This is a genomic window from Gemella haemolysans, assembly GCF_001553035.1.
GTDB lineage: Bacteria > Bacillota > Bacilli > Staphylococcales > Gemellaceae > Gemella > Gemella haemolysans_B.
This window is the reverse complement of the sequence record NZ_KQ959990.1, coordinates 1-17,996: the sequence shown is the minus strand read 5'-3', so window position 1 is coordinate 17,996 and position 17,996 is coordinate 1. Positions and strand designations below refer to the sequence as shown.

Genomic DNA, 17,996 nt, shown 5'->3' with positions numbered 1-17,996 from the left:
ATATACACTTTGTTAAAATTTAGGACTTTTGGGTCAGCCCCTTTATTTTTTATATTGGCAGGGGAAATGGCAGGGTATAAATTTGTATTTATCTTGTATTTAGTTTTTAAAAGTAAACTATATCGAGTTTCTTGGTGAATATACTACTTTTATTTTTACTCATCGAGCTTTTAGATACTAAAATATTTTATTTATAAATAAAACATTATTGAAGTATTATTCCCCTAAATATTTAATATATATTTGACATGGATTCCATTCGTCCCATAAGGTAGGAAAACATTCTAATTCTTTATATCCCATTGCGATATAGAATTCATTAGTAATATCATATTCTTTGTAGTGTCCCATTTTTACAGTTTTCACCTGTGAGTAGGAATATCCAAGACTTTTTGCCATATTTTCGAATTCTGTATTTAGTTTTGTTCCAATTCCCATTCTATGAAATTTTTTCTTTATGCCCATTACAAAAATATCTGCAGTATCCTTACTTGTTGCATTTAATACGATAAAACCTGCAACTTCATTATCCGCATAGCAAGCCAAAAACGGTTTATCTTGTGAATCTTCAATATACTCTTTTGTACTTTCAGGTAGACCAAACCATTCAGGAAGGTCGTAAAGAACCTCTTTTGATATTATTTCTTTTTCTTTCTTGTCTATTATTTTTTTAATTATTAAATCCATATTATTTTCCTCTTAAAATTATAATTCCATTTAATTATAACACAGCTAATAAGTATCATACAAGTAGTCGCAAGAAATTGAAATGTTTCTATTTTGATAAAATTTGGTGTTGAGTGTATTATTCTTGATTATCTATTTTTATATTTATATTTTAGTGTAGATAAGGTAAGAAACAAAAGATTTTAATAAAAAGACCCCATCAATAATTTTTGATAGGGTCTTTTTGGAGACACTTTGGAGATAATCCAAAGTATTTTAACTTGTTTTTAATCTATATATAATTTTAAAAAGTCAGTTATAGCAAGGTTTCTTGACTTAAATTACTCTTGTTAATTATTCCCATTCTATTGTTGCCGGAGGCTTACTTGTAATATCGTAGACTACGCGATTAACGTGAGCAACTTCGTTTACGATACGAGCTGAGATTTCTTCAAGTACTTCAAATGGAATGTGAGCCCAGCTTGCTGTCATACCGTCGATACTTGTTACGGCACGAACTGCAACTGTGTAATCATATGTACGAACATCTCCCATAACTCCTACTGAGCGAATATCTGGAAGACATGTGAAGTATTGCCAGATTTCTCCTTCTAATCCACGTTTAGCGATAACATCACGTAAGATGAAGTCACTGTCACGAACGATTTGAAGTTTTTCTTCTGTTACTTCTCCAAGAACACGGATACCAAGTCCTGGTCCTGGGAATGGTTGACGCCAAACGATTTCGTGAGGAAGACCAAGAGCTTCACCTAATGCACGAACCTCATCTTTGAATAAAGTATTAAGTGGCTCGATTAGAGAGAAACGCATATCTTCTGGTAATCCACCTACATTGTGGTGTGATTTGATTGTTTGTGCATTCTTAGTTCCTGATTCGATAACGTCAGTGTAAAGAGTACCTTGAGCTAAGAATGGTACGTCGTGTAGTTTAGCACATTCTTCGTCAAATACATATACGAATTCATTACCAATGATTTTACGTTTTTGTTCTGGATCACTTACACCTTTAAGTTTTCCAAGGAATCTATCTTTTGCATCGACTTTAATTAGATTCATGTTGAATCCACCTTCGATTTCTTTACTGAATGTGTTCATTACAGCTTCAGCTTCACCTTTACGAAGTAAACCGTGATCGATAAACATACAGATTAGTTGATCTCCGATTGCTTTATCTAGTAAGGCTGCAACAACTGATGAGTCTACACCACCAGATAATGCACAAAGAACTTTTTGATCTCCAACTTCTGCACGAATTTCTTCAATTTTTTCATCGATGAAGTTTTGGATAGTCCAGTTTTCAGTACATTTACATACATTACGGATGAAGTTTTTAATTAAGTCATAACCGTATTCTGAGTGACGTACTTCTGGGTGGAATTGGAAGCAGTAGAAGTCTTTTTCTACGTTTTCAGCAGCAGCGATCGGACAGTTATCACTTGTCGCTACAACTTTGAAGCCTTCAGCAAGTTCAACAACTTTATCAGAGTGACTCATTAATACTTGTTGAGTTGCAGGAGTACCTTCGAATAATTTAGCTCCTGGAGTTACGTCAACATTGTGAGCTCCGTATTCTCTACTAGTTGCAGATTCTACTTTTCCTCCTAGTTTATGTTGCATAAGTTGCATTCCGTAACAAATTCCTAATACAGGAATACCTAGGTTGAAAATCTCGTCATCAATTGTAAGAGAGTTTTCTTCATATACTGAGTTAGGTCCACCTGAAAGGATAATCCCTTTAGGGTTCATTTTTTTAATTTCTTCAATAGAAATTTCATTGTCATGTAGCTCAGAATAAACACCAAGTTCACGTACACGACGAGTGATAAGTTGGTTATATTGACTACCGAAGTCAAGAACTAATATAAATTCGTGTTTCACGGTTTTCCTCCTAAAATATACTTTTATTAATATAAACTATTATATCAAGAAGTTTAAGATATGTAAAATCTTAAATGTTAGAATTTTTGTGGTTTTTTTTTGTAAAAAATCGAATTTTTAACAAAAAAACAGTTAAAAACGAATTTTAACTTTATGAAAAGGATAAAAGATTCGTAAAACAAGATTTTAACTTTTTAAAAAAATAGATAATTTTGATTTATACGAATTATAGGCGAGAGAAAATTTTATAAAATTATTTTGGAAAATGTTATAATAAGTTTATAGAAAGTAGGAGGAAAAATAATGGTAAGAGCATATATTGGAACATATACGAAAGCAACTAGTGAAGGAATATATTTAGTTGAGTTATCTGAAGAAGGAAAAGTACTAGAAGTTAGAAATGTAGCAAAAGTTGACAATCCAACGTATTTAGCATTGTCTAATGATAATAAATATTTATATAGTGTATCAAGAGTAGATGGAAAAGGTGCTGTTACAAGCTTTGAAGTTGAAGAAAATGGTGATTTGAAAGAATTAACATCAGTTGCCCAAGAAGGGAATCCTCCTTGTTATGTAGAGTTAAACTCAGAGAAAAATACTTTATTATCAGCGAACTATCATTTAGGTACGATTGATAGTTATTCTGTTGAAAATGGTGAGCTTGTAAAACTCTTATCAACAGATCATCATGAAGGAAGTGGAGTACACGAAAGACAAGAGAAACCTCATGTGCATTTTTCAGGATTTACCCCAAGTGAAAAATATGTCTTTTCTTGTGATTTAGGAACTGATGAGATTACATCGTATAAGCTTAATGAAGGGGTTTTAGAAAAAGTAGCCACTTTTAAAGCTAAAGATGGAAGTGGAGTTCGCCACATAGTATTTAGTAGTGACGAAAAACAAGCTTTTGTTATGACAGAACTTACTAGTGAGGTAATTGCTTTTGATTACGATGGAGAAGGGAACTTAACAAATCCAGCATATTATCCTACACTACCTGAAGGTTTTTCATTAGAAAATAAAGGTAGTGCGATAAAAATTTCAAATGATAATAGATTTATCTATGTTTCTAATAGAGGACAAGATGCGATAGTTGTTTTTGAAAATACAGAATCAGGTCTAAAACAGCTTCAAACTATCAGTACTGAAGGAGAGGGGCCTAGAGATTTTGATCTTTCAAAAGATAATACTTTAGCAATTGCGACAAATGAAAATAGTGGAACAATTACAGTGTACACTGTTAATAAGAAAACAGGTGAACTGACTGTTGTTGCTTCTGAGGTAGTTGTACCTGAGGCAGTTTGTGCCAAGTTTATATAGAAAAATACCTAAGGTGAGGATGGCCTCATCTTAGGTATTTCTTTTATGAATTTCTTTTTTTAACGACGAAGAATGGTGCCCCAAAATTACAATATTCTAGTATGTAATCTTCAAGGTTGTTTATGTTCTTAGGATTGTTGTTATCCTTTGTTAAAATGAATCCAGTAAGTCGTAGTTTCTCATGAGAAACATCTCCTACGATATATGGTTTATTTTTTAACACATCTACTAGTTTTTCTTCAAATGTTTCTTTTTGAAAGGCATCTTTAAAGTTGTAAACAAGCTCATAAATTGTACCATCAACTTCGAAAACTAAATTGTTTTGCTCCATATTTAATCCTTTCTAACAACTTGTCTCATAACGTATAGTGCTGCGAAAACAAGTGTGTATATTGCAAGTATACCCGTAGCGAAGTATTTCGTACGATCTATTACAATAGTAGTTTTTTCGTAATTATCTTTCTTATCAAAGTTATCATCATTGATGAAGTTTGATTTGATTTTTGCTAGGTTTCCTGTATTATCATTAGAAGTGAAGTCAGAGAATACAGTTCCTTCATTTGCAGAAATTGTTTCGTATTTTTGGAATAAAAGTATTTTTTTATTCATTAGAAGGTATGTTACATCTTTAATCGAATGTTTTTCATAGAATAAGTCGTAAATATCCTCATTGAAAGTAATACGTTCATTGTTTATAGTATATGTTCCCGCTTTAAGGGCTAGTTTGTAGTTATAGTTTGAGAATAGATAATCGTAAGTTTTTTGAAGTTTATCAAAATAAGTAGCTTTATCATCACTTTGGTTTAATACTGTGATAATTAATTTAGTATTACCACTGTAAGCGTAAGTTACACTATTTTTTTCAGAGTAATCTAAACCTAAAACTCTAAACTTATCGGATTCTTTAAACTCAATACTATTGTTAATTTTTTCTCCAGATGCTAAAGTATGTTCTGGATTTTTTGTAATTTCTGTAATCTCAGGATAATTTTTTAGAATTAAGCTAGTAAGATAAGAGATATTCTTCGCAGTACTAGTATTATTGCCATTGTTATCTAGTGATTCCAATTTTGTGTCATGTAGTGACATAGCAGCTAATGTTTCTTTAGCTTTATCAAGAGTTACATTAAAGTGAGTGAATACAGCTTGATTAAGACCATTAGAATTTTCATTTTCTAATAGGAAGATTGCATTTTTAACTGTAATTGACGATTCTATTTTGTATTTAGAAAGAATGTCATCTCCACTAGCAATACTAATTTTATCTTCTAGAGTTATTTTTTTATTTTTTAAATTGTCAGTAAGTAGATAAAGTGCAAGGTAGTTTGGTAATTTACCTACTGATACTTTTTCATTTTCTCCACGTTTAGAAATGATTTTTCCCGTGTTTAATTCCGAAACTACAAGATGAGCATTAACATCACTTAAGTTTGTTACTGCGTTGTTATCTAGAAAGTTATCATCAGCTTTCGAGAAGTTTGGAACTAAAAATACAAGAAGTAAAATCAAAATACCAATTTTTTTCAATCTCATTATTTAAAATCCTTTATTTTAAAATTGTTTAAAGTACAATACTAATTTAATATTAGAACACTGTTTAAACACATACCTTTTAGTATATTACAAAATAGCGAAAAATTCCAATAAGAAGGAAGGAAAATTTTAGAATTTTTAATTGGAAGCATGTAGTGTAAAATTATGTTTAACATAGAAAAATTTGAAAGTATTGGATTACATGTTATAATTAGATGATATTTGATTAAATTAAGAGAAAGTTGAGATTTAAGATGAAATACGATGTGATTGTGATAGGTCTTGGTAGTGCAGGGCTTATGATAGCGGATAGACTTAATGATAGTGGTTTAAAAGTATTAGTTCTTGAGCAAAATAGACGTGCAGGAATAAAACTGCTTTTAACAGGAAATGGTCGTTGTAATGTTATGAGTAGTGACAATGCAGAAGACTTTGTTGCAGCTGTGCATAATGGTAGGTTTTTAAGAAGTGCGTATCATAAATATAATGTTAAGAAGTTCTTTGACAAGCATAATTTGAAATTAAAACAAGAAAACAGAAGATTATATCCAGCGAGTGAAAAATCTAGAGATGTAGTTAATGCGTTTAAAATAGACCATGCAAAGATTAACTATAAAGAGAAAGTAGAGGATTTAGTATTCGAAGATGACAAACTAGTAGGTGTAAAGACAAATGTTGATACTTATTATGGAAAAAATGTCGTAGTTTGTGCTGGAGGAAAAACATATCCTCAGAGTGGAAGTGATGGTTCATTACATAAAATTCTGAAAAAACATGGTGTGAAGATTACTAAAATATATCCTAGTGAAGTAGCCTTAGTTTTTGAAGATTTTAGAGAATTATCTGGGGTTGCATTGCAAAATGTAAGAATGTTCCATAAAAAAAATGAAAGAAGCGGAGATCTTCTATTCACTCATAAAGGATTAAGTGGACCATTATCGATTTCAATGGGAGAATTTGTGGCTCGTTATCCAGAGGATAAATTCTATCTAGACTTTTATCCTGACCTTAATGAAGAAGAGCTTTTTGCTAAACTATGGGAAGATAATAAATTCTTGAATGGAAAATTACCAAAGAGTTTTTACAACTTTATGATTGAAAAACATTTCCCAGAAAATGTTAGTAAAAAAGAGTTAAGAAAATTTGTAACTAAAATCAAACGTTATGAGTTGGTTGATGTTAAGACGATGCCATTAGAATATGCCTTTACTACAGCAGGTGGAGTAGATCTTAAAGTAGTAAGTCCGAAGACATGTAGCCATAAAAAAATAGAGAATTTATACTTTGCAGGAGAAATTCTAGACTTACATGGGGAAATCGGTGGTTACAATCTTATGGTTGCCTGGTTCACAGGGATGATAGTGGCAGATGCAATTAAAGAGAAGTATGGAATAGAATAAAAATCAGCGCTAATAGAGATATACCAAGTCTCTATTAGTGTTATTTTTTGTTTACTTTTATTCGGAGTGGTAGTATAATAGTTTTATTGAATTTGAAGATGAAAGGTAAAGACAAGTGAAAAAGCATTTTAAAAAAATATTAGCGACATTGCTGATTTTAGTAGTTGTTGCATTTGGTTTTGTTGGAAACTATTTTTATAATTTTGGATTGAATCCGAAGGTAGATAAGAGTGCTATCGTTAATCAAGATAGTGATGGGAATAAAGAGGATAAAACAGCTTTAAACAAGTGGTTTGATGAAACGAAGCAAACTGTCGAGATGGAGTCTGTTACTAAAAATAAACTTGTAGGATATAAATTTGTTAATCCGGACGCTAAAAAATGGATATTTGTAGTACACGGATACACTAGTGATGCTAAGAAAATGGCTAATTATATCAAGAAATTCTATGATATGGGTTATAGTGTCTTTGCACCAGATTTAATAGCTCATGGTAATAGTGAAGGTGAGTTTATTTCTATGGGTGGTTATGATTCTGATGATTTAGTTAATTGGGTGAAGAAAATATCATCAGAAAATAACAATGCTGACACTGCATTGTTTGGTATCAGCATGGGTGCAGCTACAGTAATGAATGCAGTAGGTAAGGATTTACCATCTAACGTAAAAACTTTTATTGAAGATAGTGGTTATGTGAATTTAAAAGTAGAATTCACATATCAATTGAAAAAATTATTTAATTTACCGAGTTTTCCTGTAATTCCGGCAGCAAATACGGTGACGAAGATAAGAGCTGGATATTTCTTTGGTGATGTAGATGCAACAAAAGCTTTGAAAGAAACTAAACTCCCAGCATTAGTACTACATGGTGAAGAAGATGGTTTTGTTCCGTTAGAATACGGGAAAGCTGCTTATGATCTAATAACTTCAGAAAAAAAATTTCATAGTTTCCCTGGAATGAAACATGTTCAGGCCGAAAGAAAATTCAGAGAACAATATTGGAATATTGTAGGGGAATTTTTAAAGAAACATTTTGAATAAAGGAAAAAGACGATTGTATTAAGGTCAATCGTCTTTTATTTTCTTAGGAGTTGTTTTATGAAAAGCTAAATTTAATATAATTAGTTACTCACCGATAATAACTAACTCTTTGTTAAGTTTGTTTAAAACTTCGCAACCATCTTCTGTAACAAGAACTAGGTCTTCGATACGAACACCGAATTCTCCTGAAAGATAAATACCTGGTTCGATAGAGAAAATCATACCTAGCTCACATTTAGTTTCATTGATACTAGAAATATCTCCATATTCATGACATTCTAATCCAATATGATGGCCTGTACGATGTGTAAAGAATTCTCCATATCCTTTTTCTGTAATGTAATCACGACAAGCCGCGTCTATATCGCAGAATCTAACACCTGGTTTAACAGCGGCAACTCCTCGTTTTTGAGCTTCTAATACTATTTCAAATACTTCACGTGCTTTTTCGCTTGGTTGTTTCCAAAATACAGTACGTGTCATATCTGAACAATAATTGTCTTTAATCCCACCCATATCGATAATTATAGCATCGCCTGGCTTTACATATCTATCTCCTACAGTACCGTGAGGATTAGCTCCGTTAGCACCGTAAGCGATAATTGGATCGAATGATAAGCCATCGACTTTTAATTCTTCATGAATAGCAAGTAAATCTTTAGCTACATCTTTTTCTGATTTTCCTTCAGAAATACTATTTATAACTCTTTGGCAGGCCTCATCATTAAGAAGAGAAGCACGGCGCATAAGTTCTTTTTCTTCTTCATCTTTAATCATGCGAACACGATCGACGATTTGAGATACATCTACAAATTTATTTTCTGGTAGATGATTCATAAGAGGTAATAGGAATCGAGCAGGAAGGACTTTATCTATACCTACAGCAGAACCATTTGGTATGTATTTTGCTAGTAGTTCAATAGGATTATCAGTATCAGAATAAACTACTTTTTCTAATCCTAAATCTTGTTCAAGAGGGAAAAGAGCATTGATGAATAGTTTATGATTACCATTTTCATCAAGTAGCACTGCAAAAAATCTTTCACCTGGATGCTCTAAGTATTCAGTTAGATAGAAAATTGAATAAGGGTCGCTAATTAAAGCCTGATTAATTCCTTTTTGTTTCATTTTTTCTAAAATCTTGTTAGTTCTTGAAAGTTTCACTTTTCTCTACTCCTTTTTTGTCTTATAATCTTTAATATAATTATATCACTAATATTAATCGATTGCAAAATTGTTAGTATAGATGATTATTATATAGTTTAAGAAAGTAATTGAATATTAAAAAATGTTGAGCTATAATAGAAGAGAGGTATAAAAATAGCCGATTAAATTATTTTTTAAAAGTAAAAAATAAACTGTTATGCGATATAATGAATTATAAACAAATACACAACAGGAGGTATTATTATGGGGGGATTAAGGGGTTTATATCCTGAAATTGAAGAAAATTTCTCTAAAATGTTAAAGGTCGATGAGACTCATACTATTTATTATGAGGAGAGTGGAAATCAACAAGGTGTTCCGGTGGTTTTTTTACATGGTGGACCAGGATGTGGAACATCAGCAAGTGCTAGACAATATTTTGATCCAGAATTCTATCGAATTATATTATTTGATCAAAGAGGAAGCGGAAAGTCTACGCCTCATGCGTGCTTAGAGAACAATGATACTTGGCACATTATTGATGACATGGAGAAAATAAGGGAAGATTTAAACGTTGATAAATGGTTAGTATTTGGAGGAAGTTGGGGTTCTACTTTAGCTCTTTGTTATGCTATTAAACATCCAGAGCGCGTGTTAGGTTTAGTATTACGTGGTATTTTCCTAGGACGTAGAGAGGATATATTATGGATTTATGAAAAAGGTGGTGCGAGTAATATACATCCAGAAGCATTCGAGAGATATGAAAGTATAATACCTAGAGATGAACGTCGTGATATGGTCCGTGCGTATTATAACCGTCTAACAAGTGAAGATAGGGAAACAAGGGAAGTCGCGGCAAAAGAGTGGAGCATGTGGGAAGGGAGTCTTGTTACACTTCATCCAGACCCTAACTTGGAACAAAGTTTTGGTGATATTCACTATGCAGTTTCAATGGCGACTATTGAATGCCACTTTTGGATGAATAATATGTTCTGGGATGACGATGATTGGATATTAAACAATATTGAAGTTATAAAAGATATTCCTACAACAATAACTCATGGCCGTTATGATGTTGACTGCCGTGTTGTAGGTGCTTACGAATTAAGTAAAAAGTTAAATAATTGTAAATTGGATATTGTTGTAGCTGGTCACTCAGGAGGAGAACCAGCGATAGTGGATTCATTGGTAAAAGCAACTGATTATTTCAAAGAACTACTAAGATAATAATAGTATATAGGGGATGATCCAAAAACCCAAAATTTTTAAAAAGAGTATATGAGAACTCATAGATGTAGTGGTTTATTGGATATCTAAATTGCTTTATGAAAGTTTTTTAGATATCTAATAAACTGTACGGGGGTGACTCGACAAAATCGATTTTGATATGTACCCCTTTTACTGGACAAACCAGTGAAAGGGGTACATATCATTTCTACGAAATCACGATTTTTGAGTCACTCCCTAGTGAAATGCATATTATAATGTGATAGAATAATAAGTATTATAATTGTGAGGGATTATTTATCGATGAGGTTTTTCACGATTAGTTAGAAAATTCATATGGAAGTTATATATGAAATAACGAAGGAGTAAGGACAATGGAGATAAAAGAAAGAGTTTCTAAGTTAAGAGTATTAATGGAAAGAAATGGAATTGATGTCTATATGATTCCAACAGCGGATTTTCACAATAGTGAATATGTAGGAGAACATTTTAAAGCTCGTGCATTTATGAGTGGATTTACTGGTTCTGCAGGGACACTAATTGTTACTAAGGATTTCGCAGGTTTATGGACAGATGGGAGATATTTCTTACAAGGAGAAAAACAATTAGAAGGAACTGGTATCGAGTTGCAAAAAATGCGTGAACCTGGAGTTCCTACTATCGCGGAGTTTGTTGTTGAAAATACACCAGAGAATGGGGTATTAGGCTTCGATGGGCGCGTTGTGACTTTTGGTGAAGGAAAAGACTTAGCTACTAAACTAAAACGTAAAAATGCTACGGTAAAATATGATGTTGATTTAGTTGATGAGATTTGGGAAAATCGTCCGGCGCTATCAGAAGAACCAGCATTTTATATGAGTTTAGAAAGAGCTGGAGAATCTGTAGCTAGTAAGCTTGAGAGAGTTCGTAAAGAAATGCATGAAGTAGGAGCAAATATCCATGTTATAACTACACTTGATGATATTGGCTGGTTATTAAATATTCGCGGTATGGATGTTGATTATGTACCAGTATTATTAAGTTATGCAGTTGTTTATGAAGATAGTGTTGACTTATATGTAGATGAGAGAAAACTATCTGGTGAAATCAAAAAACACTTGGCAGATCATAATGTACACATTAAGCCATATAATGATATTTATGAAGAAGTGAAACAATTTTCAGGTAACGATGTAGTTCTAGTCGATCCAGAGTGCTTAAACTATGCAGTGTTTAACAATATTCCAAAAGAGATAACACTAGTTGAGAGACGTAACCCGACAATTTTAATGAAAGCTATAAAAAATGAGGTTGAATTACAGCATACTATTAAAGCCCATGTGAAAGATGGTATTGCTCATACGAAGTTTATTTATTGGTTGAAACAACTGGTAAAACAAGGTACAAGTGAACAAGAAGATGAACTTTCGGCATCTGCGAAACTTGTAGAATTTAGAAAAGAACAAGGTGGCTTTATTTGTCCTAGTTTTTCTCCGATTTGCGGTCATGGTGAAAATGGAGCTATTGTGCACTATTCATCTTCTAAAGAAACTTCAATTCCGCTACGTACAGGTACTTTCTTCTTAACTGACACTGGTGCGCACTTTGAAGAAGGCTCAACTGATATCACACGTACTACAGCGATGGGAGAAGTTAGCGATAAATTAAAATATGATTATACACGAGTACTTCAATGTCACTTGCGCCTATCGAGATTAAAATTCATGGAAGGTGTGTCTGGAGCTAATGTGGACTTATTCGCTCGTGCTCCATTATGGCAAGATTATGAGAACTTCAACCACGGAACAGGTCATGGTGTAGGTTACTTAGGTAATATTCATGAAGGACCTCATGGTATTCACTGGGGAATCTATCGTGCAGCTGAACCGTTTAAACATGGTATGGTAGTTACTAATGAACCGGGATTATACATCTCAGGATCTCATGGTATTCGTTTAGAGAATGAACTTATTGTTAGAAAAACAGTAAAAAATGAATATGGTCAATTTATGGAATTTGAAGTGATGACATTTGTACCATGGGATTTAGAGGCTATCAATCTAGATATGCTTACAATTGAAGATAAATATGAATTGAATAAATATCATGCGAAAGTATTCGAAGTATTAGCTCCACACTTTGAAGGTGATGAGTTAGAATGGTTAAAACAAGCAACTAGAGAAGTCTAATTTCTATGAGGGCTGACAAAAAGGTCCTAAATTTTAACAAAGTGCCTATGAAAACTCATAGACGCAGTGGTTTATTGATATCTAATAAACTGTGCGGGGGTGACTCAACAAAATCTTGTTTCTTAAGAAATCACGATTTTTGAGTCACTCCCTACTAATATTATCTAAGAAAAAGTGATATAATAGATTATGTGCAATTAAAGAAATAATTAGCAAATAAAGAGAAGAAGTCGAGGAAAATCAAATGGATTTAAATACACAATTAAAAAAATATGCTCAACTTATTGCGAAAGTTGGATTAAATGTTCAAGAAGGTCAACCGGTATTAGTTCGTGCTAGTACTGAAACACGTGAGTTTGTAGCAAAAGTTGTAGAAGCTTGCTATGAATTAGGAGCAAAAAGAGTATCAGTAGAATGGCGTGATCAAGAATTAACAAAATTAAATTTAAAATATCAAAGTGAAGAGTCGTTAAGTACGGTTGGTCAATGGTACGTTGATAAGTATCAAGTTGAATTAGATGAAGGTGCAGCATTCTTATCTATTATCGGAGATGATCCAGATGGATTAGCAGGTGTAGATAGTGCTAAATTAAAAGCATCTATGGTAGGTCGTTCAAAAGCTATGCGCAACTACATGAAATCAATTATGAGTGACGAATGTCCATGGTGTGTAGTCAGTGCTTCAACTGTTGGATGGGCGAAGAGATTATATCCTGAATTAAACGATGAAGAAGCTTATTTAAAACTTTGGGATCAAATCTTAAGTGCTTGTCGTTCAACTGGAGATGACCCTGTAGCTGAATGGGAAGAACACATTAAAGTTTTAGATGAAAAAGCAAAATTCTTACACGAAAATGAATTAGTTAAATTGCATATCACAAATGACTTAGGAACTGATTTGTATGTAGGATTACCTAAAAATCATATTTGGCAAAGTGCAGGAAGTTATGCTAAAAAAGCTGATCGTTTCGTAGCTAACATCCCTACAGAGGAGGTATTTACAATGCCTCATAAAGATGAGACAAGTGGTATTGTTTATAATGCTAAGCCTCTAAACTATAGTGGGGTATTAATTGATAATTTTTGGTTGAAATTTGAAGATGGTAAAGTCGTAGACTTCGGAGCTGAGCGCGGTTATGATGTTCTTAAAAACTTATTAGAAACAGATGAAGGTTCAAGAAGAATAGGGGAAATGGCATTAGTACCTTATGATTCACCAATCTCAAATACAAAAATTCTATTCTTAGAAACATTATTTGATGAGAACGCAGCATGTCACATTGCTCTTGGTAAAGCATATCCAACATGTGTTCAAGGTGGACCAGAGATGACTGATGAACAATTAGCAGAAGTTGGTGCTAATGATAGTTTAGTTCACGTTGACTTTATGATTGGAGAAGCGACAACAAATATTACTGGTTATACAGCAGATGGTAAAGAAGTAGCAATTTTCAAAGACGGAAATTGGGCTTAATAATATAAAAGATACACAGTTGGAAAGTTCTTCGGCTGTGTATTTTTGTGGCACAAACTAATAGAAGTTTTTAAAAAATACATAGATTATCGTGGATTTTATTTGCGAAAAGAGAGTAAATATGTGATAATAGAATGTACTAATATTTAGGGGTGATTAAATGCGTTTGGATAAATTTTTAAAAGTATCAAGAATTATAAAAAGAAGAACAGTTGCTAATGAAATATCTTCAGAGGGACATATAGCGATTAATGGTAAAAAGGCGAAACCATCTAGCACTTTAAAAGTAGGGGATAAGATTACTATTTACTTTGCTAAGAAGGAAGTTGTGTATGAAGTACTAGAATTAAAAGATAGTACTAAGAAAGAAGATGCAACAAAAATGTTTAAAATCTTATCTGAAAAATCAAGAGAAGTAGAAGATGAGAGAGCAAAATAGCCAATTCCAAAAAGATGTCTTAAAAGCAAAAGCTAAGTATAGAAAATTCCGTAAGTTTATTATATTAGCTATTATGACTTTCGCTTTAGCTGTAACACTACTACAAACATTTCTATATATTCGAGATAAGAAACAGATCAATGCTCAATTAGCCGAACAAAATCAGATGATTGAAAATCTTGATAAAGAGAATAAAGTAAATGAGTTAGTTATAGATAAATTAAAAGATCCGTACTTTATAACTGATTTGGTAAGACAAGAATATGGTCTTAGTTATCAAGGGGAATTGATTTTTAATATTCCATTACAAGAGAATTTCTTACAAGCGACGATAAAATCTATAATGCATGGGAATCTAGAAAAATCTGGGGATAACAATGGTAGGATTGATGATAGTAAGATACCTGAGTTAGCTAAAAAAGATAATAAGAAATCATCATCTAAAAAAGATTCTGAGAAAACTACTGACAAACAAGACACTAAAAAATCAAGTGATAAGCAAACTAATGATAATACGTCAGATAATGAGGATGAAAATAAACAAGAAGCTAATCAGACACAAAGAGCAACTAATAATAAAAATTCAAACACTAATAATCAGAGAAGTAACAGAGGATAATCAACTGTTACTTCTTTTTATTATTTTTAGTTGATACAGAATATTAGATAACTACTTTATGAAAAAATACTTCTGAATGTTAATAAAAGGAATAGTTAATGTGGTGGAAATAACTAAATGCTAAAGAGTAAAAATGTAGTATTAAATTTATTATATTTAAGTATAAATATTTGTTAAAAAGGCATTAAAATGTTAATATAATAGGTGACAAATTTAATTATATACATAAATCGGAGGAGATTATGAATAAATATCTAGGTGATGCTTTGCATACCGACCTTTATCAAATTAATATGGGATATGCATATTTTAAAGACGGAATACATGAGAGAAAATCATATTTTGATGTGTATTTTAGAAAAATTCCTTTTGGTGGAGGATATGCAGTATTCGCTGGACTAGCCAAAATTATAGATTATGTGAATTCATTTGAATTTTCAAAATCTGATATAGAATTTTTACGTGAATTAGGGTATGAAGAAGACTTTTTAGAATATCTAAGTGCTATGAAATTTACAGGGAGTATTCGTTCAGTAAAAGAGGGAGAAATTATTTTTGCTAATGAGCCACTACTAAGAATCGAAGCTCCACTTATTCAAGCGCAAATAATGGAAACAGCTATTTTAAATATTGTGAACTATCAAATACTAATAGCTACAAAGGCTGCTAGAATCAAGCACTTATGTCCAGATGAAGTTTGTATGGAATTTGGTACTCGTCGTGCTCATGAATTTGATGCGGCAATTTGGGGGACGAGAGCTTCTATTATCGGTGGATTTGATGCTACAAGTAACGTAAAAGCTGCAAAATTATTTAATATTCCATGTAGCGGAACACATGCTCACTCATTTGTTCAGGCTTATGAAGATGAAGAAGTTGCATTTAAAAAATATGCAGCTGCACACAAAGATTGTTATTTCTTAGTTGATACTTATGATACACTGCGCTCTGGAATTCCTACCGCTATTAAAGTGGCTGATGAATTAAAAGATAAAATTAATTTCCATGGTATTAGATTGGATTCAGGCGATATAGCATACCTATCAAAAGAAGCAAGAAAAATGTTAGATGAAGCGGGTTATCCTAATGCGAAAATAGTAGCATCAAATGATTTAGATGAAGATACAATTACTCACTTAAAACAAGAAGGTGCATGTATTGATGCGTGGGGTGTAGGTACAAAGCTTATAACTGCTTATGATAATCCAGCCTTAGGTGCAGTTTATAAACTTGCATGTTTAGAAAATGATAATGGTGAAATGATTGACAGGCTAAAAGTCTCAGAAAATCCTGCAAAATTAACTGTGCCAGGTGTAAAAAGAGTTTATAGAATAATAAATACAGACACAGGTATGGCAGCAGGGGATTACATTGCATTGGAAAAAGAAGATGTGAATGCAGAACAAAGTATAAAACTTTTCCATCCAACTCATACATATTTAGCTAAGGAAGTGGAGAACTTTAAAGCAATAGATATCCATGAAGATATTTTTGTTAATGGTAAGCAAGTATATGAAGTACCAACAGTACATGAAAGTGCTAAGTATTTCCAACAAAATAAAGGGTTATTATGGAATGAGTATCTTCGTCTGTTAAATCCAGAATTCTATCCAGTAGACTTAAGTACTAAGTGTTGGGAAAATAGAAAAGAAATATTGGAAAGAGTAACAAAAAAATCAAAATAATTAGGTGATAATATGACATTACAACAGGAAGTAATAAAAAGATTAAGATGTAAACCTGAAATTAATGAAGAAGAGGAAATAAGATTAACAATCAATTTTCTAAAAGATTATATAAAGAAAAATAACTTCATAAAAAGTTTAGTATTAGGAATATCAGGTGGTCAAGATTCTACGCTTTGCGGTAAACTATGTCAAATGGCAATTACTGAATTGAGGGAAGAGACAGGTGAAGAGTATAACTTTATCGCCGTTAGACTACCATATGGAGAACAATTTGATGAAGATGACTGTAACGACGCATTAAAATTTATTAATCCGGACAAAGTATTTACTGTTAATATAAAAGACGCGGTAGATGCTAGTGTAAATTCATTAAAAGTAGCAGGTGTAGAAATTACTGATTTTGCGAAAGGTAATGAAAAAGCAAGAGAAAGAATGAAAGCTCAGTACTCTATTGCTACTATGAATAAAGGTATAGTCGTTGGTACTGACCATGCAGCGGAAGCTATCACTGGATTCTTTACAAAACATGGAGACGGTGGAGCAGATATTGTACCTCTATATAGATTAAATAAAAGACAAGGGAAAGCATTATTAAAAATGTTAGATTGTCCAAAACACTTATATCTGAAACAACCAACTGCAGATTTAGAAGAAGATCGTCCTGCTTTAGAAGATGAAGTTGCACTTGGAGTAACATATAATGACATAGATGATTACTTAGAAGGAAAAGAAGTCCCTGATAATGTAAAAGAAATAATAGAAGGACATTATTTAAAATCAGAACATAAGAGAAACTTACCAGTTACTGTGTTTGATTTTTACAATATATAGTAGAAATAATTGCAGAGGGAGTGACTCGACAAAATCGTGATTTCGGAAAAGCGAGATTTTGTCGAGTCACTCCCTCACAGTTTATTTGATACCTAAAAAGCTTTTAAAAAGCGAATTTAAATATCAATAAACTACTGCGTCAATGAGTTCTTATATGAACTTTGTTAAATTTTAGTACTTTTGACTTAGACTCTTCCTCATATTAAAATAAAGATTTAACTAGTGAATTAGTTAATTATAGAGAATAAAAATGAAAAAAATTAAAAAACTTGTTGACATAATATGAAAGTGATGATAGAATAATAAAAGTCTTCTGATAGAGAAGACGAACAATAAAGAATTTCTAAAGAACTAATGTTAAGAAAAACCTTGACAAAAGATAATAGAAATGCTAAAATAGTTACTGTCTTATAAAGACAACTTCATCAAAATAAACTGTAAAAATAGTTTTTAAAAAATAAAAAAACTGTTGACAAGTTTTAAAATAGATGATAGAATAGTAAAAGTCTTCACGAGAAGAAGACGAACAATCAAACATTTCAAA

At 32.1% G+C, this 17,996-nt stretch carries 15 protein-coding genes; 10 read left to right on the top strand and 5 right to left on the bottom strand.

The genetic code is table 11. From position 1 onward, the window contains the following. Window positions 1-216: 216 nt before the first annotated feature. Together HMPREF3186_RS07585 and guaA are read right to left on the bottom strand one after the other, a co-directional pair. Window positions 217-687: a GNAT family N-acetyltransferase gene (locus HMPREF3186_RS07585; RefSeq protein ID WP_060914643.1), complete on the bottom strand. Its 471-nt coding sequence runs from the start codon at window positions 685-687 to the stop codon at window positions 217-219. Between the two features lie 333 nt (window positions 688-1,020). Continuing rightward, entirely contained in the window at window positions 1,021-2,565 is a 1,545-nt protein-coding gene (gene guaA, locus HMPREF3186_RS07580; RefSeq protein ID WP_060914642.1) for a glutamine-hydrolyzing GMP synthase, read from the bottom strand. 303 nt (window positions 2,566-2,868) lie between these two features. Here guaA and HMPREF3186_RS07575 point away from each other — a divergent pair, with 303 nt between their 5' ends. Beyond that, on the top strand, window positions 2,869-3,885 hold the full coding sequence (locus tag HMPREF3186_RS07575) for a lactonase family protein (protein WP_060914641.1): 1,017 nt from the start codon (window positions 2,869-2,871) through the stop codon (window positions 3,883-3,885). A gap of 43 nt (window positions 3,886-3,928) precedes the next feature. Here the strand turns inward: HMPREF3186_RS07575 and HMPREF3186_RS07570 are convergent, their stop codons facing one another. After that, entirely contained in the window at window positions 3,929-4,216 is a 288-nt protein-coding gene (locus tag HMPREF3186_RS07570; RefSeq protein ID WP_060914640.1) for a YutD-like domain-containing protein, read from the bottom strand. Between the two features lie 2 nt (window positions 4,217-4,218). After that, window positions 4,219-5,418: a D-alanyl-D-alanine carboxypeptidase family protein gene (locus HMPREF3186_RS07565; protein ID WP_060914639.1), complete on the bottom strand. Its 1,200-nt coding sequence runs from the start codon at window positions 5,416-5,418 to the stop codon at window positions 4,219-4,221. A 254-nt stretch (window positions 5,419-5,672) separates the two neighbouring features. Here HMPREF3186_RS07565 and HMPREF3186_RS07560 point away from each other — a divergent pair, with 254 nt between their 5' ends. Together HMPREF3186_RS07560 and HMPREF3186_RS07555 are read left to right on the top strand one after the other, a co-directional pair. Beyond that, window positions 5,673-6,818 carry a BaiN/RdsA family NAD(P)/FAD-dependent oxidoreductase gene (locus HMPREF3186_RS07560; protein ID WP_060914638.1) on the top strand — a complete coding sequence of 382 codons (1,146 nt, stop codon included), beginning with the start codon at window positions 5,673-5,675 and terminating at the stop codon, window positions 6,816-6,818. Between the two features lie 115 nt (window positions 6,819-6,933). After that, entirely contained in the window at window positions 6,934-7,860 is a 927-nt protein-coding gene (locus HMPREF3186_RS07555) for an alpha/beta hydrolase (RefSeq protein ID WP_060914637.1), read from the top strand. A gap of 84 nt (window positions 7,861-7,944) precedes the next feature. Here HMPREF3186_RS07555 and HMPREF3186_RS07550 read toward each other — a convergent pair whose 3' ends face one another. Next, window positions 7,945-9,024, bottom strand: coding sequence for a M24 family metallopeptidase (locus HMPREF3186_RS07550; protein WP_060914636.1), 1,080 nt, complete (start codon window positions 9,022-9,024; stop codon window positions 7,945-7,947). Between the two features lie 246 nt (window positions 9,025-9,270). On the opposite strand from HMPREF3186_RS07550, the gene pip reads away from it, so the two are divergent. The 7 genes from pip (at window position 9,271) to nadE (ending at window position 17,452) form a co-directional block, all read left to right on the top strand. Then, entirely contained in the window at window positions 9,271-10,233 is a 963-nt protein-coding gene (gene pip / locus HMPREF3186_RS07545) for a prolyl aminopeptidase (RefSeq protein ID WP_060914635.1), read from the top strand. A gap of 374 nt (window positions 10,234-10,607) precedes the next feature. Next, on the top strand, window positions 10,608-12,401 hold the full coding sequence (locus tag HMPREF3186_RS07540; protein WP_060914634.1) for an aminopeptidase P family N-terminal domain-containing protein: 1,794 nt from the start codon (window positions 10,608-10,610) through the stop codon (window positions 12,399-12,401). A gap of 244 nt (window positions 12,402-12,645) precedes the next feature. Next, window positions 12,646-13,875 carry an aminopeptidase gene (locus tag HMPREF3186_RS07535; protein WP_060914633.1) on the top strand — a complete coding sequence of 410 codons (1,230 nt, stop codon included), beginning with the start codon at window positions 12,646-12,648 and terminating at the stop codon, window positions 13,873-13,875. Between the two features lie 160 nt (window positions 13,876-14,035). After that, entirely contained in the window at window positions 14,036-14,314 is a 279-nt protein-coding gene (locus tag HMPREF3186_RS07530; RefSeq protein ID WP_060914632.1) for an RNA-binding S4 domain-containing protein, read from the top strand. Then, a complete protein-coding gene (locus HMPREF3186_RS07525; RefSeq protein WP_060914631.1) occupies window positions 14,298-14,933 on the top strand; it encodes an FtsB family cell division protein in 636 nt (211 codons plus the stop codon). The genes HMPREF3186_RS07530 and HMPREF3186_RS07525 overlap by 17 nt, the downstream gene beginning before the upstream one ends. Before the next feature lie 242 nt (window positions 14,934-15,175). Continuing rightward, the gene (locus HMPREF3186_RS07520; RefSeq protein ID WP_060914630.1) at window positions 15,176-16,618 is read left to right on the top strand and encodes a nicotinate phosphoribosyltransferase; all 1,443 of its coding nucleotides are present in this window, start codon (window positions 15,176-15,178) and stop codon (window positions 16,616-16,618) included. Window positions 16,619-16,630: 12 nt separating this feature from the next. After that, window positions 16,631-17,452, top strand: a complete 822-nt coding sequence (gene nadE, locus HMPREF3186_RS07515; protein ID WP_060914629.1) for an ammonia-dependent NAD(+) synthetase — start codon at window positions 16,631-16,633, stop codon at window positions 17,450-17,452. Window positions 17,453-17,996 lie beyond the last annotated feature (544 nt).